Raw genomic sequence first — 24407 nt, forward strand, 5'->3', positions numbered from 1 at the left:
ACTATTTTTGCTCTTGTTGTTGTGCTCTTGCTTCATTTACAGCTTTTATCTCATTTACAATTTGAACTAAAGATATCATTCCTAAGTGGTAACCAAAAGCTCCAAATCCAGTTATTACTCCAGTACTTGCACCTGCTGTTACAGATTTTTGTCTAAACTCTTCTCTTTTATATATATTTGAAATATGAACTTCAACAACAGGAAGATTAACAGCACTTAAAGCATCTTTTATTGCAATTGAAGTGTGCGAATATGCAGCTGGATTAATCATAATTGCATCAACAGTCCCTAAACACTCTTGAATTCTATCTACAATCTCACCCTCTAAATTTGATTGAAAAAACTCTAATTCAACTCCATTTTGTTTTGCAGCATTATTTAGTTGCTCATGAATTTGATCCATTGTCATTCCACCATAAATATGTTGTTCTCTAATTCCTAACATATTTATATTTGGTCCTTGAATTACTGCTATTTTCATATTATTTTCCTTTTATTAATTTTGGGTAAGATTATATTTAAATTTTTGTTAAAGCTTACTATAAGGGATATTTGTGAATTTTATTTTAAAAAATGAGAATGCGATATATTATGAAGTTAACTTTTCTTGTGATAATGTAATTTTTTTAAATTTAGGAAGTGAGAAATTTTTTATTACAGATGCTAGATATACAATTGAAGCAAAAGAGTATGCAAAAAATTGTGAAGTTATTGAAAGTGCTAATCTAATTGAGAGTGTTAAAGAGATTTTGAAAAAAAATCTTATCAAATCTATAACTTTTGATCCAAATGATTTTACTTTTTTTGAGTACAAAAACATTGTAAAGGATTTAGATATAAATTTTATTGAAGAGATAAATTTTTCAAAAACAAAAAGATTAATAAAGAGTGATTATGAGATAAAACTTCTTAAAAAAGCATCATCTTTAGGAAAAGATGGCTTTAAAGAGTTTGCAAAATATATTAAAAATAGTGGATTTAAAAAGAGTGAAAAAGAGCTATATTTTAATGCTTACAAATTTATGAGTCAAAAAGGAGAACTTGAAACCTCTTTTAATCCAATTGTTGCAATAAATGAAAATGCAGCAAAACCTCACGCACTTCCTACAAACAAAAGATTAAAAAAAGATGATTTAATTTTAGTTGATGCAGGAGTTAAATATAAAAGATATTGTTCTGATAGAACTTGTACTAGTGTTGCAAATTTTGATAACTTTAATTTTGAAAGAAAGCAAACTTTTAAAAATAAAAAATATCAAAAAATTTATGACATTGTATTAAAAGCTCAAGAAAAATCTATAAATGAAGCAAGGGCTGGAATGAAAGCTTGTGAAATTGATAAGATTGCTAGAGATTTTATCTCTCAAGCTGGTTATGGAAAATATTTTGTGCATAGCACTGGTCATGGTGTTGGACTTGATATTCATGAGTTTCCAAATATAAATAGCAAAAATGAGCTTATAATTGAAGATAATATGATATTTACAGTAGAACCTGGAATTTATATTCCAAATGAGTTTGGTGTAAGAATTGAGGATACAGTTTATATAAAAAATGGCAAAGCTGAAATTTTATAAATAGAAAAAGAGAGAAATTTGAAAAAAAAATTATCACCTAATTTAACACTTTTTTATACACCAAATTTTCCAAAAATTTTTAATATTAGTTCAAACAAAAAATATAGTGTAACTATTGGAGTTGGGGGAAATATTGGAGATACAAAAAAAATATTTGATAAATTAATCTTATGTTTAAAAAAAGATTCAAGATTTACTTTACTTAAAACTTCCCCTCTTTTAAAAAATCCTCCATTTGGTTTTTTAGAACAAAGTGATTTTTTAAATGGTATAATTCGTCTTCAAACAGATCTTTGTGCATTTGAGTTTTTACAAGCTATGCAAAGATATGAAAAAAAATTTGGAAGAAAGCGATCCTTTCAAGATGCGCCTAGAACCTTAGATATAGATATTATATTTTTTGATAAAAAAAAGATAAACTCAAAGAATTTAATTATACCTCACAAAAATTGGGCAAATAGAGAGTCTGTGATTATTCCTTTAAAATATATATAAAAATCTTTTTAAAGGTAAAAAAATGAATAAAAATAAAAGAGTAGTTGTAGGAATGTCAGGTGGAGTTGATTCATCTGTTACAGCCTTATTGTTAAAACAACAAGGTTATGATGTTGTTGGATTGTTTATGCGAAACTGGGAATATGGAATAAAAGGTAGCCAGTGTCCTAATCGTATAGAGTTTGAAGATGCAAAAAAAGTTGGTGCACTAATAGGTATTGAAGTATTAGGAAAGGATTTTGTAAAAGAGTACAAAGATAGAGTTTTTGATGTTTTCCTAGATGGTTTAAAACAAGGTCTTACCCCAAATCCAGATATTTTATGTAATCGTGAGATAAAATTTAATGTATTTTTAAATGAAGCAAAAAAAATGGGTGCAGATATGATTGCAACTGGGCATTATGCGAAAATTGCAAAATATAAAGATCATTTTGTACTAGATACTCCAAAAGATAGTTCAAAAGATCAAACATATTTTTTACATGCACTATCAAGTGAACAGCTAAGTCATGCTATGTTTTCACTTGGAGATTTGACAAAAAAAGAGGTTAGAGAGATAGCAAGAGAGCATAATCTTCCTGTTAGTGATAAAAAAGATAGCACAGGAATTTGTTTTATTGGTAATCAAAAATTTGATGAGTTTATTACTCAACACTTACAAGCAATTCCAGGTGATATTATTGATGAAAATGGAAAAGTTTTAGGAAAACACAAAGGTTTAGTTTGTTATACATTGGGTCAAAGAAAAGGTATAGGTCTTGGTGGAATCAAAGAAAACGAAGACGAAAACAATACGCATAAACCTTGGTTTGTAGCTTCTAAAGATATAGTAAATAACACAATAACTGTTGTTCAAGATACAAATCATCCACTTTTAATGAGTAAAACTGTTGAAGCAAAACAGATGCACTGGGTACTAGAAGTTGCACCTAAAGTTGGAGATAAGTTAATGGCACAAGTTAGATATAGACAACAAAAGCAAGCTTGTACGGTTGTTGAGGCAAGTGATGAAAAAGTAGTAGTAGAGTTTGATAATCCGCAAAGAGCTGTAACATTAGGGCAAAGTCTTGTTTTATACTCAGGTGATTATTGTCTTGGTGGTGGCTTTATAAGCTTTTACAAATAAAAAGGTAAAAGATGAGTAAACAAAAAATAATGGTTGGAATGAGTGGAGGAATTGACTCATCAGTTACAGCTTATATCTTACAAAAAGATGGATATGAAGTTGAAGGAGTTTATCTAAAACTTCATGATAGAACTGATGGTTACCACGAATCAAATTTAAGTTATATTGATGGGGTTGCAAAATTTTTAGGTATAAAATATCATATTTTAGATTTATCCAAAAAATTTGAAAAAGATGTTTATGACTATTTTGTAAACTCTTACATAGATGGAAATACTCCAAATCCATGTGTAAAATGTAATAAAAATATAAAATTTGGTGCAATGCTTGATTTTGCAAAAGAGCAAGGAGCTTCATTTCTTGCAACTGGTCACTATGTAAAAACTGATGGTAAATTTTTCTATCTTGCAGATGATTTATCAAAAGATCAAAGCTATTTTTTATCTCAAGTTCCTAAAGACTCTATTGCTTTTATGATGTTTCCCTTAAGTAATTTAAAAAAAGAGGATATTATAAAACTTGGATCAAATCTTGATATTTCTTACAAAAAAATAACAGAAAAAAGTGAATCACAAGAGATCTGTTTTGTTGAGACAGTTTATACTGATATTATAAAAAAACATGCAAATATAGATATTGAAGGTGATGTTTTAGATGAAAATGGAAATGTAGTAGGAAAGCATAAAGGTTATGCTCACTATACAATTGGAAAAAGAAAAGGATTTAGTGTAAAAGGTGCTCAAGAGCCTCATTTTGTTTTAAAATTAAATCCAAACAATAACACAATTGTTGTTGGTAAAAAACCAGCTTTAGAAGTTAATGAAGTTGTTGGAGAAGAGCTTAATATCTATATTGATGATAAAAAATTCTCATGTGGTGTAAAACTAAGATATAGAAGTAATACAATTTTATGTGATGTTGAGATTATTAATGATAAAGCAATTATAAAATTAAAAGAACCAGCTTTTGGAGTTGCTAGTGGACAACTGGCTGTTTTTTATGATGGAAATAGAGTTTTAGGAAGTGCTTTTATAAAAAGTGCAAAATAGTTTTTGCTAAGCATAAAGCTTAGCAAAATTATAGATCTACCATAGCTTTAAAAGTAATTCCAGATCTTCCAATACTATCTATTTTTGTGTGATTTCTCTCATTGATTCTACTATCTTCAATAAATTGATAATCTATTTTTAAAATAACAGGTGTTGTATCCCCATCTACTTTATATGTATCATAATAGCTACAAAAAAGTGCTGTTTGAGTTGAACTTATCATTGGTGGATAATCTTCTAACTCTTTTTTAACATCAATTTGAAACTTCTCTATTTCACTCTCACTTTTAGAAAGTGGTGTTGCACACTTTTGAACAAGTTCTACATTATCTTTATTTGGAAAACAAATAGTTGCTTTTTTTGTTTTAAGAATATTTGCTAAGCTATCTTTTAAACTTCCATCATCTTTTTTTCCAATTGCCACAATTACAAGTGCTGGATTTGTAGAGATTGGAATAAAATATGAAAAAGGTGCTGCATTTAAAACTCCATCATCTTCTGTAACAATCCATGCAATTGGTCTTGGAACTATACTTCCAGACATAATTTTATATCTATCTAAATCATTTACATTTTTATAATCAAGTATCATAATAACCCTTTTGAAATTTTTGTTTACATTTTAGGATATTAATGCTTTTATCTTAGTATAGTAGAAAGCAAAAAATATAAATGCAAATCCTAAACAGACTGTAATCACCGTAGTTGTTGTAATATGTGCCATAGAACCTATAAACAAAGTTGTTAAAACATTTGCAAACATAAAAAACATATCATTGTATGAAATAACTCTTCCTATATATTTTTTATCACAATAATTTTGTAAAAGAGCATAAGTGTATGACCATAAAAATGCCGTACTAAATCCTACAAAAAATAGTGCTATAAGCGATAGATAAAAATCACTTTGTGCAAAAGCCCAAACTATGATTGTAATACCTTGAAATGCAAGTAGATATTGAAGATTTGATTTATTTATAATCTTATTTAAAAATAGTGGTCCAATCATAAGAGCAACTGCTCTTACACTATTTGATAAACCAATTGCCAAAGGAACTGCAATTAACTCTTTGTACTCATTTTTTGCCAATATTGTAATTAATGCATCATAAGATGTTAATCCAACACTTGCATGAAGAAAAATAAGATGTAAAATAATTTTGTTTTTTTTGATATATCTTAAACCATCAAGCATTAACTCTAAAATTTTCTCTTCAATTTTTTTATACTCTAAATTTATTTTAATTGGTAAAAAAACTATAAATGCTAATATAAAAATGATAACATCAATTAAAATAGCTGTTTTAACTCCATATAAATTTACAATAAATCCACTAGCAGCCATTCCAACTGCATATGTAAAAGACCAAATAATTGATTGAATCTCATTTGCAGTTTGAAGCTCTTTTCCACTTGCCAATTTTGCTAAAAGTGACATTTCACTTGAAAAAAACATTGAAGCTGCACTCATTCTTATAAATATAAATATTAAAAGTAACCACAAATCACTAGCATTTGAAATCAATAAAAAACAAGCTGTCATACAAAGTTCTATAAAAAGTAAGGTAACCATTAAAGGTTTAATTCTTACTCTATCAATAATTGCTCCACTAAAAGGAGCTATTAAAATTGCTGGTAAAAAATGCATAGCTGTAACAATAGCAATTGCAAGTTCACTTGAACCAAAATCAACAACCATTGTATATATTGCAACTGTTGAAAACCATGCACCAAATGATGCAATAAAATTAACCAAAGATAAACCTCTAATAATTGGATTATCTCTTAAAAAAGTAAAATAGTATTTCAAAGAATTCCTTAAAAAGTATAAAAAAGATTAGAACTCTAAAGTTCCTTCAATAGCAAAATTTGCTTTAGAATCAAGCTCTGCATGAGATAAAACTGGAATTACCATCCCAAATTTCTCATATATTTCTGAGACTCTTTTTCTTAAAACTGGATCAACAACCATAGCTATTTTTGAGAAACCTTTTTTCTCAACACTATCAAGAAGCTGTTTTGTTTTTGTAACTAAGTTATTTATCTCAGCGATACTAAGCATTAATTGACTAGCTCCATGATTATCTTGAAGTTTACTAATAAAGTGTTGTTCAAGTTCTGGTTTAATTGTAACTATATGTAAAACTCCATCACTATCTTTATATTTTTGAGTAATAAGTCTATATAGTTTTGCTCTAACATGTTCTAGTAGAATCTCTGGTGCTTTTGTAAACTCAGCAATATCTGCAATTGCTTCAATGATTGTTAGCATATCAATAATTGGTATTTTTTCATGAAGTAAATCTTTACAAACTTTTAATAAACTTCCATAAGATGCAACTTTCATAGCCTCTTCTACAACAATTGGGAAATCTTTTTTCAATCTATCAATAATATCAACAATATCTTGTCTAGTTATAATATCTTCAGCATGTTTTCTAATAATTTCAGATATATGAGTTGAAATAATTGTTGGAGCATCAACAACTGTAAAGCCTTTCATTAAAGCCTCTTCTTTTAACTCTTTTGCTATCCAAATTGCATCTAAATTAAATACAGGCTCTTTAACTTTTATACCATCTAACTTCTCATTTGCTAATCCACCCATTGCTAAAAGTTTATCAACTTCAATTCTTCCTTTTACAATTGGTATTCTTTTTAGATAAAACTGATACTCATTTGCTCCAAGATTTGTATCATCTGAGATTCTTATTTGAGGAATTATAAATCCAAGCTCACTAGCAATATTTTTTCTAATTGCTTTTATCTTATCAAGAAGCTCAGAGTTTCCTTGAACAAGTTGTAGAAGTCTAATTCCAAGCTTCAACTCTAAAACTTCAAGCTTCATAACTGTTTCAATACTTTGACTCTCATCAATAGCAGCCTCTTTTCTTTTCTGCTCTTTAAGCTCAGCTGGTTGTTCAATTTTTTTAGCAACTGGAGCTTTAAACATTCTGGTTACAATATTATCATCACCTCTATCAATCATTATAATTGTATAACCTAAAGCTATTAATAAAATTCCCATAAAAGATAAAATACCTGTAGGAAAACCTGGAACTAATGAGAAAAGAATAAGCCCAATACCAACTAAAATTAGAGATTTTGTATCTTTCATTAATTGGTTTACAGCTCTTGTTGCAAATCTCTCTTCATCTGTATTTGATCTTGTTATTATAATAGCAGTTGCAGTTGATGTTAAAAGTGCTGGAATTTGGCTTACAAGACCATCACCAATTGTTAAAATTGTATAAATATTTGCAGCATCTCCTGCACTTAAACCATGTTGGAAAATTCCAATTAAAAGACCACCAATAATATTTACAATTGTAATTATAATACCAGCAATAGCATCACCTTTTACAAACTTAGAAGATCCATCCATAGCCCCATAAAAGTTTGCTTCTGTTATAAGTGCTTTTCTTCTAATTTGAGCCTCTTTATCATCAATAAATCCAGCATTTAAATCAGCATCAATAGCCATTTGCTTACCAGGCATTGAATCAAGTGTAAATCTAGCAGTAACCTCAGCAACCCTTGTTGCTCCTTTTGTTACAACCATAAAGTTTATTAAAACTAATATTATAAATATTACAATTCCAATAACCATATTTCCACCAACAACAAACTCACCAAATGCACTAATTATTGTACTAACGGCTTCAGGACCATTATGACCTTCACTTAAAATTGATCTTGTTGTTGCAATACTAAGTGCAAGTCTGAAAATAACAAGTATTAATAAAAGTGTTGGAAAAGTTGTTAAATCAGCTGGTTTTTGAATATATAAAGATATTAAAAGTATAAGAAATGACAAAGCTAAAGATAGTGATATAAAAAAGTCAATAGCAGTTTGACTTAAAGGTACAATTATAATTGCAAGCATTGATAAAAACAATGCTACTGCAATTAAATCCCTAGAGAATAAATTTTTAAGACTAAATTTCATATATCACTAAATTAGCTAACTTATCTCATAAAATTAACTAAAGATAATTCAAATGTTTTATTTACCGTTGAATACATAGCTGTATATGAAATTTCTAAAGACTTTAGTTGCATAGCAACATCTGTTAAATTTGAACTACCAAGTTCCGTATCTACAATATTAAGTTGAACAATTTTTGAACTTAACCTATCCAAAGCAGTTTCAAAAGTTTTATTTCTACCACCCAAATCTGCATGTGCTATAACTGCTGAATCAATCACTTTTTTTATATCATCAACTGCTTGAGAGATTCCCTCTCTTCTAAAAGCATAGTTAGCAGCTTCATCAGCTGGAAATGCTGGATTTCCTAAATCATCTAATCCTCTTAAACTTTTAATAGCATCATCTAACATATCAAAAGTGCTTCTTCTTGCATCAAATCTAATACCATCACCTAAAGCTGTTAAATCTACACTATATTCAGAAGCTGGTGGAACTGGTGGAACTGCTGTTAAAACCTCTTTTGAACCATCCCATCTAGTCTTTTCAATTTGATTTGTTGCTGTATCTAAAACCCACTCATTTCCATCTTGATCAACAATTTTATCGCCATCTTTAAATGTTAATGTTCCATTTGCATAAGCTGTATTAGCAACAAAAGTTAAAATATCAATACCATTAACTCCTCTTTGATGATACGAACCATCATCTACTGCCATTTTTCTCAATTGTGAATCTCCATGGTATGTTACTTTTCCATTTGTATCCATTGAGAAAGGTTTAACAGAAGCATCACTTCCAGCAAATAGATATTGACCCTCTGTTTGAGTATTTCCTAAATCCATTAAGCTTTGTTTATAACCAACTAATTGTTGAGCAATTGCTTCTAATCCTTCAACTCCTGTTGTTGAAGTATTTGCTTTAATAAGCTCCGCATTTATTTTATCCATTATTTTTTTGATTTCATTTATAGTACTATCTGAATTATCGTTTAAAACTTTTGCTCTATTTAACTGATTAACTATACCCTCGTTTAATCTTATTTGATCTTGAGTATGAACCAATCTTCCAAAAGTAACAGAGTCATCACTTCCATATTGAAGCTGTTTTCCACTCATTTGAAAATTTAATTTTGCTTGATATTTATCTAAATTTCCTAATCTATATGTTGTTGAATCTATACCAGATATCATAATAACACCTTTTTTAAATTTTCGACAATCTCATCAAAAGAGTATTTTTCTAAAGTTCCTTGAGTAAGAAACTCTCTTGCTTTTTCTCTTTTTGATATTGCGTTGTCAAGTTCTAAATCAGCACCTTTTTTATATGCACCAACTCTAATTAAAACTTCGTTCTCTTTTATAAGAGATAATACTCTTTTTAACTTTAAAAAATCATTATAATGATCTTTTGTAACTACCTTGTCTATAACCCTAGAGGCTGATTTTAGTATATTTATTGGTGGATAAAATCCCTGCTCTGTTAAATCTCTTGTTAATACAATATGTCCATCTAAAATAGATCTACTTTGATCTGCAATTGGATCATTCATATCATCTCCATCAACTAAAACAGTAAAAAAAGCTGTAATTGAGCCTTTACTACTATTTCCAGCTCTCTCCATAAGTTGTGGTAAAAGTGCAAAAACAGATGGTGGATAACCACGACTTACAGGTGGTTCTCCAGTGCTAAGTCCTATCTCTCTTTGAGCCATAGCAAATCTTGTTACACTATCCATCATAAGTAGAACATCATGACCTTTGTCTCTAAAATATTCTGCAATTGCCATAGCTGTAAATGCACCATATTTTCTCATCAAAGCTGACTCATCTGAAGTTGCAGTTACAATAACAGTATTTTCTAAATCATTATCTAAATTATAGTGAATAAATTCAGGTATCTCTCTACCCCTTTCACCAATTAATGCTATTACTTTAATTGTAGCTTCACACCCTTTTACAATCATCCCCATAAGTGTAGATTTTCCAACTCCTGAACCTGCAAAAATACCAACTTTTTGACCTTTTCCACAAGTTAGCATTGAGTCAATTGCTTTAACGCCTGTTGCAAATTTTTTATCTATAATTCCTCTCTCAAGTGGAGATATACTCTCTTTATTTATAGGGCAACTTGTATCAATATCTCTTATTTTTCCCTTATCATCAATAGGTTCACCCAAAGCATTTACAACTCTTCCTAAAAGTCCATTACCACACTTTATGTTAAGTCCATCTCTTTGTAAAAAAACCTTATCGTTTACTCTAAATCCATCAACAAATGAAAAAGGAACTACAATAAATGAGCTAGCATTTAACACTGTAACCATTCCTAAAACAGAATAAAGTTTTTGTTCTGATTCAATTCTTACAATATCACCAACAGCAACATCAAGCCCAGTTGCACTAAGTGTTATTGAAGAGATATTTGTAACTCTTCCAAAAGCAATATTTAAGTTTGATGAATCGATTTGATTTAATATATCATCTAAATTATTCAATTCATACTCTCACACATTGTTTTATATAAATTATCATCTAATTTTATATCCTTACACTTTTGTAAAAATTCAAATCTATTTTCATTATCTTTAAGCTCTTGATATAAATTTGCAAGTTCATAATAAATTCTAACTTCATCCTCTTTTTTTATATTTCTTGTGTGTAAAAGGGCATCTTTGAGATTTTTTACAGCAAGTTCATAGTTTTTACTATCTTTTGCTATTTTTGCTAACTCTAGTTCTACAACTGGTGAATATACAAAAACTTTAAAACTATTTTGAAAATTATTTAAATCCTCAAGAGTTTTATTAGCGGATTCTTCATCTTTTATCTTCTTTAAATACATATATAAATCATAATAAAAATCTATAATCATAGGATTTTCTAAATTTGCTTCAACAACTGAATTATTTTTTAAATTGTCTTTTAAAAATCTATCAAAAAGAACAAAATCATTTTTCTCTTTTAAAACCTGATATTTAGTAAAGAATTCATCCTTTAAAAGCTCAATATTTTTACTATTAGAGATTTTTGAAGAGTAATAAACAGCATCATCAATCTTCCCTATTCCAAAAGCAATATTCTCTAAAACAAAATATATATTTTCATCTTTTGTCTCTTTTAAAATATCTTTTAACTGTTCATAAGTTTGTTCATCAGGTTTCTCTTGGATACAAGCTATTAAACCATTTTTCAAAAGTTCATCATTTAAAATTTGTACAAATATATCTCTTTTTGTATCTTTTAATAAGTTTCTTAATTTCTCACACTCTTTTTTTGCAATATAATCTTTGATTAGCTCAAGATAAGCAATATCTATCATATTTTCAAGATTATTTATATCGAATCTTTTTTGTATCGATTTTGGAATTTTTTTATAAATATCTTTACCTCTTACTATATCTTCATATTTTTTGTCATCGCTATAGTTTAAAAACTCTTGCAATATAGCTTTTTGTTGCATTGTCTCATCTTGAACATATTCATGTGAAATTTCAGTTGGCTCAATCTCTCTTTTTCTCATTTTTATCTCATCATAATAGATTTTTGAATCTTTATATAAAGGATCCTCCTTATTTCCATCTACTAAACTTTTTAATAAAGCTTTTGCAATACTCAAAGATGTTGTATCGCCTCTTTTATATAAATTAAGATAAATATTTGCTAACTTATATTTAGTTTTATTCAAAATATCACTATTTTTAGAATTGAGAATAATATCTTTTAAAATTTTTATACCCAAATCATCCATTCCAAGCTTAAAAAGCATATCAGCTCTTTTATTTGCTAATATAAAATCATTTGAATAAAAAGATGGTGTTAGATTTAAAATTTGCTCCATGGCACTTCTTGCTTCTTCTGTTTTACCAGCTAGCAAATAGACGTCAAAAAGTTCATTTGCAATATTTGAAGCCTCATTTCTATCACTTGTTAAATTTAAAGCCTCATATAAAACTTTTTCAGCATTTTGATAATTTTTCTGATATCTATATATTTTTGATTGAGAAATTTTACCTCTTATTTTAGCTTTTTGAGTATCAAATATATCTACTAAAGTTTTTGAATAATACTTAGCTTCATCAATCTTGTTTATTGAAAGTTTTAATTCAACTAAAAGCAAGTATGCTTGAAGTAGATTCTCTTGATTTACAGTTCCATCATTTACAGCTTTTTCTAACTCATTTGTTGCATCATTTAATATCTTCTTTGATTGAAACTTTAAAACTAACTCTGAATATAGAAGCAAAATATCTGTTTTTAAAATAGATATTTTATTACTATTTTTTATCTCTTCAATTTTTTCAAAAGCCTCTTTTGGTTTTCCTTCATAATAAAGCTCTCTAGCTTCATCAATTCCATCAAGAGTTGATAAAATTTGCTCTTTTGTTGATTCTGGTATTTGTTTACCTTGAGAACCTATAAAACTATAATAAAAATCTCTACTATTTGCATCTAAAAAGTTAATAAGCAATAGAAAAATAAAAAAAACTCTCAAATTTTACCTTCTCTTCTTTAAATCATAAATGTATGTGAAAATTTCTGCAACAGCCTTATAAAACTCATTTGGAACCTCTCTATCCAAATCAATTTGATCATATAAAGCTCTTGCCAATGCTGGATTTTCAACTATTGTAATACTATTCTCTTTTGCTACCTCTTTTATTCTAAGAGCTAAAAAATCTATCCCTTTTGCAATAACAATTGGAGCTTGATTTTTACTACTATCATACTTTAATGCAACAGCATAGTGTGTTGGATTTGTTATTACAACATCAGCCTCAGGAACACTACTCATCATTCTTTTTTGAGCCATTTGCATCTGAATTCTTCGTATTCTTCCTTTAACTTGAGGATCTCCCTCCATATTCTTATACTCATCTTTAATCTCTTGCTTACTCATTCTTAAAGATTTTATATAATAGTGCTTAGAAAAATAAAAATCTATTATAGCAAATATTATGATAATAAAAAGAATTGTAAAGATAAATATAATTGATAACTCAATAATTATATCTATGGTAGCATTAAGTTCTTTATCCATCATTCCTAAAAAATCTTCATATGTTAAAGCAAACAAAACAAACATTACAATTACAATTATTGTTAATTTTAGTGTTAATTTTAATGCCTCTAATGCTTTTTTTAGACTAAAAACATTTTGCATACCTTTAATTGGATCTAACTTTTGTAAATCAAATTTTAGAGGAGTTGATAAGAAACCAAACTGCATCCAATTTCCTACTAATGCTATTACAAAGATAAATAAAAAAATAGGCATTAATGCTTTCATTAAAGTCATTGATACTGCATAGGTAATTGTAAAATAAGTTGCGCTTGTTAACTCTTCAGTCATAAATCCATAAATATACTTCATTGTATTTTTTATTTCAAAAAAGAGATGATCTGAAAAAAAAATTAGATAAATTGAGCCCAAAGTTAATACAGCAGCCCCAACTACCTCTATAGATTTACCAACATTACCTTCATTTCTGGCATCTTCTAATTTTTTGGATGTGGGTTCTTCAGTTTTTTCATCATCAGCCATAAAAATCCTTATTCAAACTTATCAATAAAATAGTTTACAAATGCCTCATTTAAAACTTCTAAACCAAATATCAAAAATATAAATATTAAAGCAAATTTTAACTGAAATGTAATAATAAATGGTGAAAATGCTGGCATTGATTTTGTACCATATCCATAATATACATCCATAATAAATCCAATAAAAAATAGTGGAAAAGCAAAAATAAATGCAAAAGCAAACATTCTTGAGATTTCACTAATAGCTATCTCTATTCCATTAAAACTAAAAATATTAAAAGCCCCTAAATGAACCATTGAAAAACTTTTTGCTAACATTACAAGAGTAGATTCGTAAAGTCCAGCTTGAAAAAAAACCATTAATGCTATCCAAAAAAGAAGTTTTGAAACCAAACCCTCTTGAGAGCCAGTTGCTGGATCAAACATCATAGCCATAGAAAGTGCAGTTGCATATCCTACAAACTCTCCAATAATTCTAACAGCTGAAAACATAACATTAAATAGCATTGCAGCTATAAATCCTAAACTAATCTCTGTTAAAAGAGCTAGAATAAAATTTGTCTCATCTATATACTCAAACTCACCAACAAAAGGAAATAGAAAAATTACTAAATAGAATGCAAATGCTACTCTTATTGTTACACTAATAGCAGCATGTCCAAAAACTGGCATAAAAGCAACAAAAGATGCAACTCTTGCAAAAAGTAATAAAAATTTAAAAACTACAGCAGAGTTTAATAAAGAGAAAAATTCTTCCATTACATATAATCATTTTTATCTTCAAGATCTCTATTTTCCTCTTTAAGTTTTAATATAGATTGAGTATCTTTACTACTATTTTGTCTATTTTTATTTGAAGATTGTTCTTTTGAAGATGAGTTATTATCTCCTTGATTAAAATCTAAATTAAAACTTGAAGAGTCACTAAAAGTTTTTACCAAAGAGTTTCTTAACATATTTTGATTTTCCATTAACAGCTCTAAAGTTGTTAAACTTGAAATACTAAGAGTAATATTTAAACCACTAAGTCTATCATGCTTCATTAAAACAGAGATTGTCCCCATATCCTGTGGATTAATATTTATTCTAAAAGCAGTAACAGGTGGTTTATAATTTTCATACATCTGTCTTGCAATATCAGACATCATAGAACCAAGCTGTTGTCTTGCTGCAACAATTTTTGCTGAAAATTGATTTGTTAAAGAGTTTGTTACATCAATTGTAACATCATCTGCTATATTTAGACTATTTTCTAAAAGTGCATTTGAAGCCTCAATTGAGTTTGTTATTAGATTTCTAACATCAACACTTCTTATATTTTTTTCATTTAAAAGTGTATTTAAAATAGTTTTTCTCTCTAAGCTTTTTTTATCTTCAAGCTCTAAATTTTTTAAACTATCTTTTGTTATCTCTTTTGATACTTCAAGCTCACTTGCTTCTAAATCTAAAATTTGAGCGCTATGTTTTATATCTTCAATACTTTTAGCATTTTCTAAAATATTTACTGCCTCTTTTTTATTAAATAAAAGTTGCTTTTCAACTCTACTTATATCTTCACTAACAAATTTATTATTAGTTATTTTTTCAGAACCTACTTCAATATCTGTAAGTTTATTTGAATTTTCCAAGTTTTTATCGCTATTTTGATTACTATTTTGAGATATTAAAGTATCCATTAACCTAGTTTTTTTAAGCTCTTCTAAACCTTTTTGAGGCAAAGATGCTAAAATAGAATCACTTTGTTTATTTTCTAAAGATTTTAAACCATTTACATTTACTTCTTGAGTTATATTTTTTTCTATTTTATTTTCTATTTTATTTTCAACTAAAATAACACTATTTGTTTTATTTGTTTCTGCTACTAAACTATTTTTTTCTATTAATTTATCCATTAGAGAACTCTTTTCATTCTCTTTTAAATCTGTTGATATCTCTTCTACTTTTAAATTCTCTTTATTTATAGTATCTTCTATAAAAATTTCTGTACTGTTTTTTATTACCTCATCTTTACTATTTTCAATAACAAGCTTATCAATTTTTTGATTATCTATTTTAGTTGATACACTATCTTCTTTATTAATCTCTTTAGATATATTTAAACTATCTTCAAAATTATCTATACCATCCTCTAGAATTTTTAACTCTTTTGTATTATCTAAACTTAGCTCTTTAGAAAAAATTTGTTCTTCTTGCTTATCTATTTTTAAAATATCTATTTGAGATTTTTTTGTATCACTTTTTATACTATTTTCAAAATTATTAGAGATATTTTCTAATTTTATATTTAAATCTCTTTTTTGAGAATTATCACTATTTTTTACTTCTAAAATCATCCTATCTAATAAGCTATTTTTATTAACAAAATTATTACTATCTTTTGAAGATTTATTATCTTTTTTAATATCTAAAGCTAGTTCTTTATCCTCTTTTTCTACTTTTTCAAAATTAGTTGTTTTATCATCATCTAAATCTATTTTTATACTATTTTCAACACTATTTGAAATATCTTCATTCAATAAAATATCTGCTTTGTTTTCGATATTTTGCTCAGTTACTATACTCTCTTTTGTGTTTTTATTTTTAAGTTCAAGATTTTTATTTTCACTATTTTCTAGCTCTTGATTATTTTTAACACTGTTTAAAAGTGTATCAAATAAGCTTGGTGAAGTTTTTATAGAATCATTTTTTAAGTTACTAGATGCTTTATTATCACCATTTGATTCACTAGTTTGAGAAGATAAATCTATTAAAGTTGTCATTTAACTACTAATTTCCATTTAATATATCTAAAGTTTTTGTATCAATTCCTCTATGAGTATTAAAAGCTGTAACATTTGCTTCATAAGATCTCATTGCTTCAATTAAATCAACCATCTCAACAACAGGATTAATATCAGGATATGCAACATAACCTTTTTCGTTCGCATCTGGATGTGTTGGATCATATCTTAAAACTGGAGGAGCATCTGATTTTATAATCTTTTTAACTCCTACTGCTCTAAGACTTAACTCCGAATTTGTAGAGTTTGTAACTTCAATATCATTTGAGTTTGTTTTTTTATTTTTATTTGCTAAAAGTACATCTTCAAAAAGTACAACTTGCTTTTTATATGGTCCACCTTCAGCTGTATGAGTAGTTTTTGCATTTGCAATATTTGCACTTGTTACATTGATTCTTGTTCTTTGAGCACTCATTCCAGAAGTTGCTACATTATATCCATCAAAAAATCCCATATAATCCTCCTAAACCTAAACTTGCATTCTCATAATCTCTTTATATGCATTTAAAGCTTTATTTTTTACCTCTAATCCTAATTTCAAACTAAGTTCAGCCTCTTCAATTCTTTGAACAGCCTCTTGTAGATTTTGAACCTTACCAGTCGCAATATCTTTCATTGAGTTATAACCTTGTATTTGAGTGTTATTTACATCATCTACTGCATTTTGAAGTAAATCTTTAAAAGATTTATTTGCATAGTTACTATCTACTTGATTTGTTGCTGTTGCACTATCTACAGCATTTCCTGTTACTTGTTCAAGTGGATTTAAAAAATTTACTGAACCTATTTGCATATTCTATTCCTTTTATTTATTCTCTTCTAAATTTTGAGAACTGTTTACTTCAGAAGCAATCTCTTTCTCTTTAATCTCCAACTCATCTTCCTCAACATAATCTTCGCTTTTAAATTTATTTAATAAAAATCCTATTTTTTCTTCATTATATTTAATATCAAAATCTTCTACTTTTTTATCTAAACTAAAGTTTCTAACTATAAAAGAAAAAATAATATGTGCAGCTCCTCTTAAAAAAAGAGTTACAAGAATAGCACCAAAAACTATCTCTATTGGTGCAAAAAGTTGACTATTTAAAATAAAAAATATTAAGGTTGCACAAAATCCAACTGCAACATAAAGCTTAAAAATTCCAGTATTTATTAGATTTTGTGAAAATCTTTCAACTACCAAAGCTATTCCTTTATTTAAGATTTCTTAAAATATTTTTTGCAACTTCAACAAATCGCATAGATACATCATCCCCTGGAAACTCTTTCAAAAAAAGTTTTCTAGTCCTAGCAACAGATGATATCATAGAACTATTTGGAATGTTTCCTATATATTTTATCATAAAATTCTCTTTTAGTCTATTTTTTTTAGCAAGAGTTATTAAAGAGTTAGTAACATTTTTTCCAATATTATCACTTCTTGTATGATTAAAGCATAGCATCAACTCATCTTTATCTAATGATAAAAGTTTTATAAGTGAGTAAACATCAGTTAAAGCGCTTGGATCTGTTGATGTTATTGCTAATATATTTGTTGATACTTGTAAAAACTCTTTTACATAATCATTTAATCCAGCACCTGTATCAACTATTAAAATATCAAAATAGTTTAAAGCTAAAATATCATTTATCAATCTTGAAAAAACAAAACTACTATTTGTATTACTATATTGGTAACCACTTTTACCAGCAATTAAATATAAATTTGAATATTTAGTCTCCAAAATAACATCTTGCAAACTATTTTTACCGTTTACATAATCAAAAAGAGTAAATTCTGGCCTAATATCAAATAAAACTTGCATATTTGCCAAACCAATATCAGCATCTAAAACTACTGTTTTAAAACCTTTTGAAGAGCAAAAATATGCCAAATTTGCACTAAAAGTAGATTTTCCAACTCCACCTTTACCAGATGTTACTGTTAAAAGTTTTGTTTTTGTATTTACTTTATCATCAATATTTTTTGTAAGGTTTATTAGGTTTTTTGCTTGAGAGAGTTTTTCATCTAACATTATTAACTCCTAATAAACTCTTGCTTCATAAAACACTCTATTAAAAATGTTGCATCTGCTGGAATTAAATCATCTGGAACATTTTGCCCAACAGAGAAGTATGTTATAGCTTTTTTTGTCTTATGAGCAAATGTTATAATATTTCCAAAACTTCTTGTTTCATCTAGTTTTGTAAAGATTAAATTATCTATATCTAAAATTGAGTAATTTTTATAAACTTCCAATAAATCACTATGTTTTACATTTGATGGAAGTACCAATGTCTTTTCAATTGGCAACTCATCAACTTGTTTTCTATACTCATTTAAAAGCTCTATTTTATCAATATCATATTGACTTGAACCAGCTGTATCTATAAAAATATAACTACACTCTCTTAATCTAAAAAGTGCTTCGCTTAAATCCTCTGGTCTTTTTACAACTTCTAAAGGTATTCTCATAATATTTGTGTATGCTTGAAGTTGTTCTATTGCACCTACTCTAAAAGTATCTAAAGTTACAATTCCAACCTTATAATTTTGCTCCATTTTATATGCAAATCTTGCTGCTAATTTTGAAATTGTTGTAGTTTTTCCAACTCCTGTTGGTCCAACCATCATCATTATTTTTCTCTGCTCTTTTCTAAGCGGTGATTCTATTTTTATAGGTATCACTTTTCTTAAAATTAATTTGAAAAAATCATTTACCTTTTTAGAGTTTACTTTTAGTGCAACAGGTAACTCTTTTATAGTTTTTTTCATAATAGAGTAAGTCATCTCACTATCAAACTCATTTTTTTCAAATATTGTATAAATATCAATAAATTCAGGTGGAATAGTTAAATCAAAAAGTTGAGACTTTGGTTTCCAAAGAGTTTTTTGAACCTGCTCAAGAAGATTTTGCATCTTTAAAATCTCTTCTCTGTAATCATAAACTTGAGCTTTTAATGGTTGATTATCATCACTACTTGCTTTTGTAATAGCTACTTTTGTAAACTCTTTATTCTGCATGATTGTCTCATCTTCTAACATAACAACAACTTCATACATTCCTTTATCATAAGGAGTTTTACCTTCAACTTTCTTTGTAGATATTACTATTGCATCTTCACCACACTTTTTTTGTGCTTCTCTTAATGCTTCTGCTGGTGTTTCTCCCAAAAATGAGTATTTATTCATCTTAATCTTCCATCTTTATATATCTGTTCTACTTGTCCATCAAGGTTTTTAAATCTTATAAACTCATCATTTTCGTAGATTATTTTACCTTTTTTCTCTATTTTTACTCCGCCAAAATTAAATACAATTGAGTAATCTTCAAATAACTTTACACTTCTTAAACAAAGAACACTATTTTTATTTATATAATGAGTTGCTATATATTCACCCTCCTCAATCTCTTTTTTTGTCATAGGCGTACAAGTTCTAGGGACATTTTCATACTCTTTCTCTTCTAGTTTAGAAATTGTTATTTTCTCATCAAGTTTTATTGCATCTTTTGTTACTAAAACTGTTATTGCACCAAGAGAGTTAAAGAATATTAAACTTAAAAAACTAAGCCTTAATATCAAAAATTTGTCCCCCTGCTTTTTGAGTAACCTCTTCTACTAATCCTTTATACATCTGCTGAATAGGTAAAACGATATTTGCTAATTTTTTGTTTAATTCATAAAGCTCTTTTAAATTCTCTTCAAGTAAATCTACTTTTTCTCTATAAATATTTACATCAAAATTTGCTTGTATTAGTTTTGCAAGTTCATTATTTAAATCTACTTTTTTTTGCATAATCTCATTTATTATATTATGTTTTGCTTCATTTCTTTTAAAAAGTTCTTCGTTTTTACCAAGTTTAATATCAGCAATATCTTGAACAATTGCCTCTTTTAAACTTTTTATCTCTTCATTCATACTATTTAAAATATCATCTACCATCTATAGTACCTGCTCTTTTTTATTATTTTGTGATAAAAAGTTATATAACATATCACTTATTCCAAAAGTTCCACTACTATGATTTGCAATTGATTCTAAATACATCCCTTTTATAATATCACTTCCAGCACCACTTCCAGCAATTGAGTTGTTTCCTTGAAGCGATGTTGATAAAATTTGATTTAAAAAAAATGCTTCAAACTCATTGCTTACTTCTCTTAATTTTTTATCTTCTACAAGGCTTAGTTTATCTTGATTAATATTTTCAAATTTATTTGTTTGTAGAATATCTTTGTTGTATAAATTACTTGTATTAATTTCCATATTAGAGTCCTATTTTATCTAGTTGCAAATCTTCATTTACTATTCTTCTTATCTTAATACCAAATTTTCCTTCAACAATAACAGCTTCACCTTCTCCAATTTTTACACCATTTATTAAAATCTCTAAAGGTTCATTTACCATCTGCTCAAGCTCAATTATCTCACCAACATCCCATCTTAAAATATCTTTTAATAAAACTATTTTTGATCCTAATCTAACACTTAATTTTAATTTAACATGGTATAAGAGTTCTAAATTTTTAGAAGGATTTGATATGGATTGCATAGATTTAGAGCTTTGTGCAACAACTGGAGTTTCAACTGCTACTGGTGAGCTTTTCATTGGCTCTTTTGCACCTGTTATTGAAGAGAAAAATGGAGATATTATTTTATCAAAATATAAAATAACTGGATTTTGCTCACCATCTAAAGTTGTATCAAATTTATATAACTCTTTATCTTTTAAAACAGCAGCATCAACTACTTTTATACTTTTTATTTCAACTTTAACTCCAGATATATCAGCTAAACCTTGAGCATTTGATGCCGTTGCAAAACTTCCAGAGATATTTGAGATTATCTCATTTACAGCATCAGTAGTCTCATCATCTATATCTTGTTTTAAATCTCCCATTCCGCCTAGCATAAGATATTCAAATTTAGTAGCGCTAGAAGCTGGGATAAAAAATGTAATTCCACTTTTTATATCTTTAAATTCAACCTTTACATCACACTCAATAAACGATGACTCTAAAAGATCATCTAACTTTTTTATTCCCTCAACTTTAGCTTTTTTTCCTAAAAGTTGCTCTAATGTATTTGTAAGTTCATTTTTAAATACTTGTGATAAATCTGATGCCAATTTATATGCCTTATATTAATTTTTTAATGTTCTTTGAAGCTCTTCAAGTAAAAAAGCTTTTATCTTCATCATATCTTCAGTTGGATATTTATTTTCAATGCTACCTCTTGTAACTTTTACAAAAAAATCTTGCGAATCTTTATTATAGCCAAACTGTATATTATCTAATATAACTTCATTTAGTTTACTGTTTGGATCAATAGGTAGGTTTTTTTTATACTCTTCATCTTCTATAACTTTTTCTTTTTCATCAATATTGCTAACCTCTTTTGATTTTAAAGCATAATTCTCTTTTGCTAAATCAATTTGTGCAGTTCGTCCTATCTCCATTTGTTATCCTTAAATAAAGAAAATTGAAATTATTATAACAAAAAATTTCAAATAGTACTATAAAGAGAGCATAAATTCATCAAAACCAATAATATCAAAACTTATAAATTGATTGTTATATGCTTTATTTAAAAACTGTATTGCAGCATTTATATTTAAAGTTTGAATCAACTGAATTGCTGTTAAAAAATCTGTATCGGTATCATTATAAAATGCTTTTATAAGTGTAATTTGAATAGAAGCCTCTTCTCTTCTTTTAGCTTCTAAATAAGATGCAACAAGTAAATACATGGTAAATCTATTTTCAATATTGTATTCATTTTTTAATCTATTTAATATATTTATAGACTCATTAGCTTTACCTAAATATAGACTTGAATAAGCATCAGTAAGCAAATATAAAGGTGAACTCTCTTTTGGTATATAAAAATCTGCTCTACTAAATATACCTAAAGCTTTTAAAATATCAATATAGTAAAGTGAAGTTATTAAAGAGCTATTCAAAAAATTATTATTATATTTTAGTGGTATTGTATCTTGCATTCTTGAAAAATATTTATAATCATCTTCATTTTTTGTTTGTTGAACTAATTTTAGTAAATATATAAAAGAGTCTTTTTCCCAATCTATCAAAAGAGGATGCTCAGCTACATATTCGTTATTTTCAAGCTTTTTTAGGAAATCTAAAGCTTTAAAAAATAGTGTAGTTTGCAAATATGGTTCCTCTTTATTTTCAAAGCTTATATCAACATAAATACTATATAGCTCTTTTGCAAAGTAGTTATACAATCCATCACTACTTTTTATTCTCTCTTTAATCAACTCTTTTTGCTTATCATCCATTGATTTTGAAACTTTATTTGATGTTATTAGATACATAACAGCATATAACTTATTACCTGGGCTTAATTTGTAAGCCTTTTCAAAATATTTATATGCATTTGATAAATCTTTAATTTGAGCGAAAGCTAGTGCTAAATTATAGTAGTTGTATGCTTTTGAGTTTTCATTTAACTCATTTTTTAATTGATCTATTCTTACAAAAGGGTCATTTCTAATAGCTTTTATAAAATTTATATTGTAGTTAAACATAGCCTCAAGACTCTCTAGGCTACTTTTGTCTTTTGATACCATACCTTTTACAGTATCATACATTAACTCCTTTGAATCAGAGAAGACAAATGGTGCAAAATAGTACAAGTAATCTAATTTTCTCTCTTCATCAAATTTTAAAATAGATTTTAAATAATCGCTTGATGAGTATAAATCTTTATTAAAATATATTTCAAAAGGTAAATTTATATGTACTTTATAATCACTTCCTCTTTTATTTATCTTCTCTAAAATCTCTTTTACAACATCTAATTTATTTAACTTTAAATTTACAAAAACACTAAACCAATATATCTCATCTAATCTATCTTCATCTTTTTGGGTATCAATTAATTTTTTTAAAATTATATCAGCTCGTAGTAGATTATTTTGTTTAATATAGACAAGAGCTTTTTTTAAATCAAGCGAATAACTCATAGCATTTAAAGCTCCTAAAGCATTATCATAATCTTTTACCATTAAATATCTATTTGCAAGCTCTTCTAAAATAATATCTTTGATATTTAATATAATCTCACTTTGATTTTTTAGTTTATCACTATTTTGGAAAATGGTTACCAAATCTATCATATATTTATCATCTGAAGTAAGGGTAAAAAGATAGTAGCAAGAGGCTATAAAAGCATATGGTTCATTCAATAAGTTTGATTTTTTTGAGTATATTTCAGAAAAAAGAGTTACTGCTTCCTCTTTTTTATTATCTTTTAAAAGTATTATTGCCATATTTAATAAAGATGGTATTTCATATACTACTTTTGTTTTCTCAAAAATATCATAAGCCTCTTTATATCTTTGTTTATTAAAAAGTAAAACTGCTTTATTAAACTCATTTGATACTTCTAACTCATCTAACTTATCAAGTTCAAAAATAATTTGTGGTTGTGATTTTAATATGTCGTTTGCATATAAAATATTACTTATTAATAAAATTGTAAGAAATATTTTATATATAAATTTATTCAAAAAAAACATCTTAAATAATTGCATTTACTTGAGCAAATAGCTCTTCATTTCTTCTTTGAAGATCATTTATTCGATTTTTTAAAGTAATGTTTTCCATTCTTAACTTCTGTAAATCATCTCTTGCTATATGAAGATTTTCCTGATTATTTTGTAAACTTTTTGTACCTATTTTAACCTGCTTTTCATATCTTTTTATTAAAGCCTCTAGTTTTAAAACCTCTTCTTCTGTAAGGCTTTTTTCCTCTTTAATTTTAAAATACATAGTTTTGTATGTATGAGCTGTTGATAAAAAATATAATAAAACTACAATTAAAACTGCAATTATGATAAAACTCAAAATAATCTTCCTACTTTTTAATTTTTTAGACTTAAGTTTTAACTTAAGTCTA

The 24407-nt window shown here is 27.2% G+C and carries 26 protein-coding genes; 4 read left to right on the plus strand and 22 right to left on the minus strand.

The window, feature by feature from the left end; all coding sequences use genetic code 11:
- Position 1 precedes the first annotated feature (1 nt).
- Positions 2-481 (minus strand): type II 3-dehydroquinate dehydratase, encoded by a 480-nt coding sequence (gene aroQ / locus ASKIR_RS08280; RefSeq protein ID WP_066160530.1) that lies wholly within the window; start codon positions 479-481, stop codon positions 2-4.
- Between the two features lie 73 nt (positions 482-554).
- Here aroQ and ASKIR_RS08285 point away from each other — a divergent pair, with 73 nt between their 5' ends.
- From ASKIR_RS08285 to mnmA (ASKIR_RS08300), 4 genes are read left to right on the plus strand one after another with little or no spacing between them, the layout of a single operon-like run.
- The gene (locus ASKIR_RS08285) at positions 555-1577 is read left to right on the plus strand and encodes a M24 family metallopeptidase (RefSeq protein ID WP_115588155.1); all 1023 of its coding nucleotides are present in this window, start codon (positions 555-557) and stop codon (positions 1575-1577) included.
- 18 nt (positions 1578-1595) lie between these two features.
- Positions 1596-2072, plus strand: coding sequence for a 2-amino-4-hydroxy-6-hydroxymethyldihydropteridine diphosphokinase (gene folK / locus ASKIR_RS08290; RefSeq protein WP_066160522.1), 477 nt, complete (start codon positions 1596-1598; stop codon positions 2070-2072).
- 22 nt (positions 2073-2094) lie between these two features.
- Positions 2095-3198, plus strand: a complete 1104-nt coding sequence (mnmA, locus tag ASKIR_RS08295; protein WP_115588154.1) for a tRNA 2-thiouridine(34) synthase MnmA — start codon at positions 2095-2097, stop codon at positions 3196-3198.
- Between the two features lie 11 nt (positions 3199-3209).
- Complete coding sequence (gene mnmA, locus ASKIR_RS08300) at positions 3210-4247, plus strand: tRNA 2-thiouridine(34) synthase MnmA (RefSeq protein WP_115588153.1); 1038 nt, start codon at positions 3210-3212, stop codon at positions 4245-4247.
- Between the two features lie 28 nt (positions 4248-4275).
- On the opposite strand, the gene ASKIR_RS08305 is transcribed toward mnmA (ASKIR_RS08300), so the two are convergent.
- Genes ASKIR_RS08305 through ASKIR_RS08405 form a run of 21 tightly spaced genes read right to left on the minus strand, consistent with a single transcriptional unit; the run spans position 4276 to position 24355 of the window.
- Positions 4276-4839, minus strand: a complete 564-nt coding sequence (locus ASKIR_RS08305) for a flavin reductase family protein (RefSeq protein ID WP_066350394.1) — start codon at positions 4837-4839, stop codon at positions 4276-4278.
- Between the two features lie 30 nt (positions 4840-4869).
- Positions 4870-6057, minus strand: a complete 1188-nt coding sequence (locus ASKIR_RS08310) for an MFS transporter (RefSeq protein WP_115588152.1) — start codon at positions 6055-6057, stop codon at positions 4870-4872.
- A 27-nt stretch (positions 6058-6084) separates the two neighbouring features.
- Entirely contained in the window at positions 6085-8196 is a 2112-nt protein-coding gene (flhA, locus tag ASKIR_RS08315) for a flagellar biosynthesis protein FlhA (protein ID WP_066350391.1), read from the minus strand.
- Between the two features lie 20 nt (positions 8197-8216).
- Positions 8217-9368, minus strand: coding sequence for a flagellar hook-associated protein FlgL (flgL, locus tag ASKIR_RS08320; RefSeq protein WP_115588151.1), 1152 nt, complete (start codon positions 9366-9368; stop codon positions 8217-8219).
- Positions 9365-10672 (minus strand): flagellar protein export ATPase FliI, encoded by a 1308-nt coding sequence (gene fliI / locus ASKIR_RS08325; RefSeq protein WP_066350387.1) that lies wholly within the window; start codon positions 10670-10672, stop codon positions 9365-9367. The genes flgL and fliI overlap by 4 nt, the downstream gene beginning before the upstream one ends.
- Positions 10669-12669 (minus strand): tetratricopeptide repeat protein, encoded by a 2001-nt coding sequence (locus tag ASKIR_RS08330; protein WP_066350386.1) that lies wholly within the window; start codon positions 12667-12669, stop codon positions 10669-10671. Before ASKIR_RS08330 ends, fliI begins: the two co-directional genes overlap by 4 nt.
- Before the next feature lie 3 nt (positions 12670-12672).
- Positions 12673-13719, minus strand: coding sequence for a flagellar biosynthesis protein FlhB (gene flhB / locus ASKIR_RS08335; RefSeq protein ID WP_066350385.1), 1047 nt, complete (start codon positions 13717-13719; stop codon positions 12673-12675).
- Between the two features lie 8 nt (positions 13720-13727).
- Positions 13728-14477: a flagellar biosynthetic protein FliR gene (locus tag ASKIR_RS08340; protein WP_066350382.1), complete on the minus strand. Its 750-nt coding sequence runs from the start codon at positions 14475-14477 to the stop codon at positions 13728-13730.
- A complete protein-coding gene (locus tag ASKIR_RS08345; RefSeq protein ID WP_066350380.1) occupies positions 14477-16477 on the minus strand; it encodes a flagellar hook-length control protein FliK in 2001 nt (666 codons plus the stop codon). Before ASKIR_RS08345 ends, ASKIR_RS08340 begins: the two co-directional genes overlap by 1 nt.
- 7 nt (positions 16478-16484) lie before the next feature.
- On the minus strand, positions 16485-16952 hold the full coding sequence (gene flgC / locus ASKIR_RS08350) for a flagellar basal body rod protein FlgC (RefSeq protein WP_066160488.1): 468 nt from the start codon (positions 16950-16952) through the stop codon (positions 16485-16487).
- Between the two features lie 15 nt (positions 16953-16967).
- Positions 16968-17291, minus strand: a complete 324-nt coding sequence (gene fliE, locus ASKIR_RS08355) for a flagellar hook-basal body complex protein FliE (RefSeq protein ID WP_066160485.1) — start codon at positions 17289-17291, stop codon at positions 16968-16970.
- Between the two features lie 12 nt (positions 17292-17303).
- Positions 17304-17684, minus strand: coding sequence for a hypothetical protein (locus ASKIR_RS08360; RefSeq protein ID WP_174519302.1), 381 nt, complete (start codon positions 17682-17684; stop codon positions 17304-17306).
- Positions 17685-17694: 10 nt separating this feature from the next.
- On the minus strand, positions 17695-18516 hold the full coding sequence (locus ASKIR_RS08365) for a P-loop NTPase (protein ID WP_066160483.1): 822 nt from the start codon (positions 18514-18516) through the stop codon (positions 17695-17697).
- Positions 18517-18518: 2 nt separating this feature from the next.
- Positions 18519-19673 carry a flagellar biosynthesis GTPase FlhF gene (flhF, locus tag ASKIR_RS08370; protein ID WP_066160480.1) on the minus strand — a complete coding sequence of 385 codons (1155 nt, stop codon included), beginning with the start codon at positions 19671-19673 and terminating at the stop codon, positions 18519-18521.
- Positions 19670-20065 carry a hypothetical protein gene (locus ASKIR_RS08375; protein WP_066350378.1) on the minus strand — a complete coding sequence of 132 codons (396 nt, stop codon included), beginning with the start codon at positions 20063-20065 and terminating at the stop codon, positions 19670-19672. The genes flhF and ASKIR_RS08375 overlap by 4 nt, the downstream gene beginning before the upstream one ends.
- Entirely contained in the window at positions 20049-20426 is a 378-nt protein-coding gene (locus tag ASKIR_RS08380; protein ID WP_066160478.1) for a hypothetical protein, read from the minus strand. The genes ASKIR_RS08375 and ASKIR_RS08380 overlap by 17 nt, the downstream gene beginning before the upstream one ends.
- Complete coding sequence (locus ASKIR_RS08385) at positions 20427-20750, minus strand: hypothetical protein (protein WP_066160476.1); 324 nt, start codon at positions 20748-20750, stop codon at positions 20427-20429.
- Between the two features lies 1 nt (position 20751).
- Positions 20752-21612 carry a FliM/FliN family flagellar motor switch protein gene (locus tag ASKIR_RS08390; RefSeq protein ID WP_066350377.1) on the minus strand — a complete coding sequence of 287 codons (861 nt, stop codon included), beginning with the start codon at positions 21610-21612 and terminating at the stop codon, positions 20752-20754.
- Between the two features lie 15 nt (positions 21613-21627).
- Positions 21628-21942, minus strand: coding sequence for a flagellin (locus ASKIR_RS08395; RefSeq protein ID WP_066350376.1), 315 nt, complete (start codon positions 21940-21942; stop codon positions 21628-21630).
- Positions 21943-21999: 57 nt separating this feature from the next.
- Complete coding sequence (locus ASKIR_RS08400; RefSeq protein ID WP_228137889.1) at positions 22000-24027, minus strand: hypothetical protein; 2028 nt, start codon at positions 24025-24027, stop codon at positions 22000-22002.
- Position 24028: 1 nt separating this feature from the next.
- The gene (locus tag ASKIR_RS08405; RefSeq protein ID WP_066160464.1) at positions 24029-24355 is read right to left on the minus strand and encodes a hypothetical protein; all 327 of its coding nucleotides are present in this window, start codon (positions 24353-24355) and stop codon (positions 24029-24031) included.
- Between the last annotated feature and the right edge of the window lie 52 nt (positions 24356-24407).

Origin of the sequence: Aliarcobacter skirrowii CCUG 10374 (genome assembly GCF_003544835.1) — a bacterium.
Lineage (GTDB): Bacteria > Campylobacterota > Campylobacteria > Campylobacterales > Arcobacteraceae > Aliarcobacter > Aliarcobacter skirrowii.

Excerpts from the sequence above, each read along its gene's own strand:
- fliE (WP_066160485.1), bottom strand. The coding sequence starts at position 17,291 with ATGCAAATAGGTTCAGTAAATTTTTTAAATCCACTTGAACAAGTAACA.
- mnmA (WP_115588154.1), top strand. The coding sequence starts at position 2,095 with ATGAATAAAAATAAAAGAGTAGTTGTAGGAATGTCAGGTGGAGTTGAT.
- ASKIR_RS08365 (WP_066160483.1), bottom strand. The coding sequence starts at position 18,516 with ATGTTAGATGAAAAACTCTCTCAAGCAAAAAACCTAATAAACCTTACA.
- ASKIR_RS08305 (WP_066350394.1), bottom strand. The coding sequence starts at position 4,839 with ATGATACTTGATTATAAAAATGTAAATGATTTAGATAGATATAAAATT.
- ASKIR_RS08380 (WP_066160478.1), bottom strand. The coding sequence starts at position 20,426 with ATGGTAGATGATATTTTAAATAGTATGAATGAAGAGATAAAAAGTTTA.
- flgL (WP_115588151.1), bottom strand. The coding sequence starts at position 9,368 with ATGATATCTGGTATAGATTCAACAACATATAGATTAGGAAATTTAGAT.
- mnmA (WP_115588153.1), top strand. The coding sequence starts at position 3,210 with ATGAGTAAACAAAAAATAATGGTTGGAATGAGTGGAGGAATTGACTCA.
- ASKIR_RS08345 (WP_066350380.1), bottom strand. The coding sequence starts at position 16,477 with ATGACAACTTTAATAGATTTATCTTCTCAAACTAGTGAATCAAATGGT.
- ASKIR_RS08385 (WP_066160476.1), bottom strand. The coding sequence starts at position 20,750 with ATGGAAATTAATACAAGTAATTTATACAACAAAGATATTCTACAAACA.
- ASKIR_RS08340 (WP_066350382.1), bottom strand. The coding sequence starts at position 14,477 with ATGGAAGAATTTTTCTCTTTATTAAACTCTGCTGTAGTTTTTAAATTT.
- flhB (WP_066350385.1), bottom strand. The coding sequence starts at position 13,719 with ATGGCTGATGATGAAAAAACTGAAGAACCCACATCCAAAAAATTAGAA.
- flgC (WP_066160488.1), bottom strand. The coding sequence starts at position 16,952 with ATGGGATTTTTTGATGGATATAATGTAGCAACTTCTGGAATGAGTGCT.
- flhF (WP_066160480.1), bottom strand. The coding sequence starts at position 19,673 with ATGAATAAATACTCATTTTTGGGAGAAACACCAGCAGAAGCATTAAGA.
- ASKIR_RS08400 (WP_228137889.1), bottom strand. The coding sequence starts at position 24,027 with ATGTTTTTTTTGAATAAATTTATATATAAAATATTTCTTACAATTTTA.
- flhA (WP_066350391.1), bottom strand. The coding sequence starts at position 8,196 with ATGAAATTTAGTCTTAAAAATTTATTCTCTAGGGATTTAATTGCAGTA.
- aroQ (WP_066160530.1), bottom strand. The coding sequence starts at position 481 with ATGAAAATAGCAGTAATTCAAGGACCAAATATAAATATGTTAGGAATT.
- ASKIR_RS08395 (WP_066350376.1), bottom strand. The coding sequence starts at position 21,942 with ATGGAGATAGGACGAACTGCACAAATTGATTTAGCAAAAGAGAATTAT.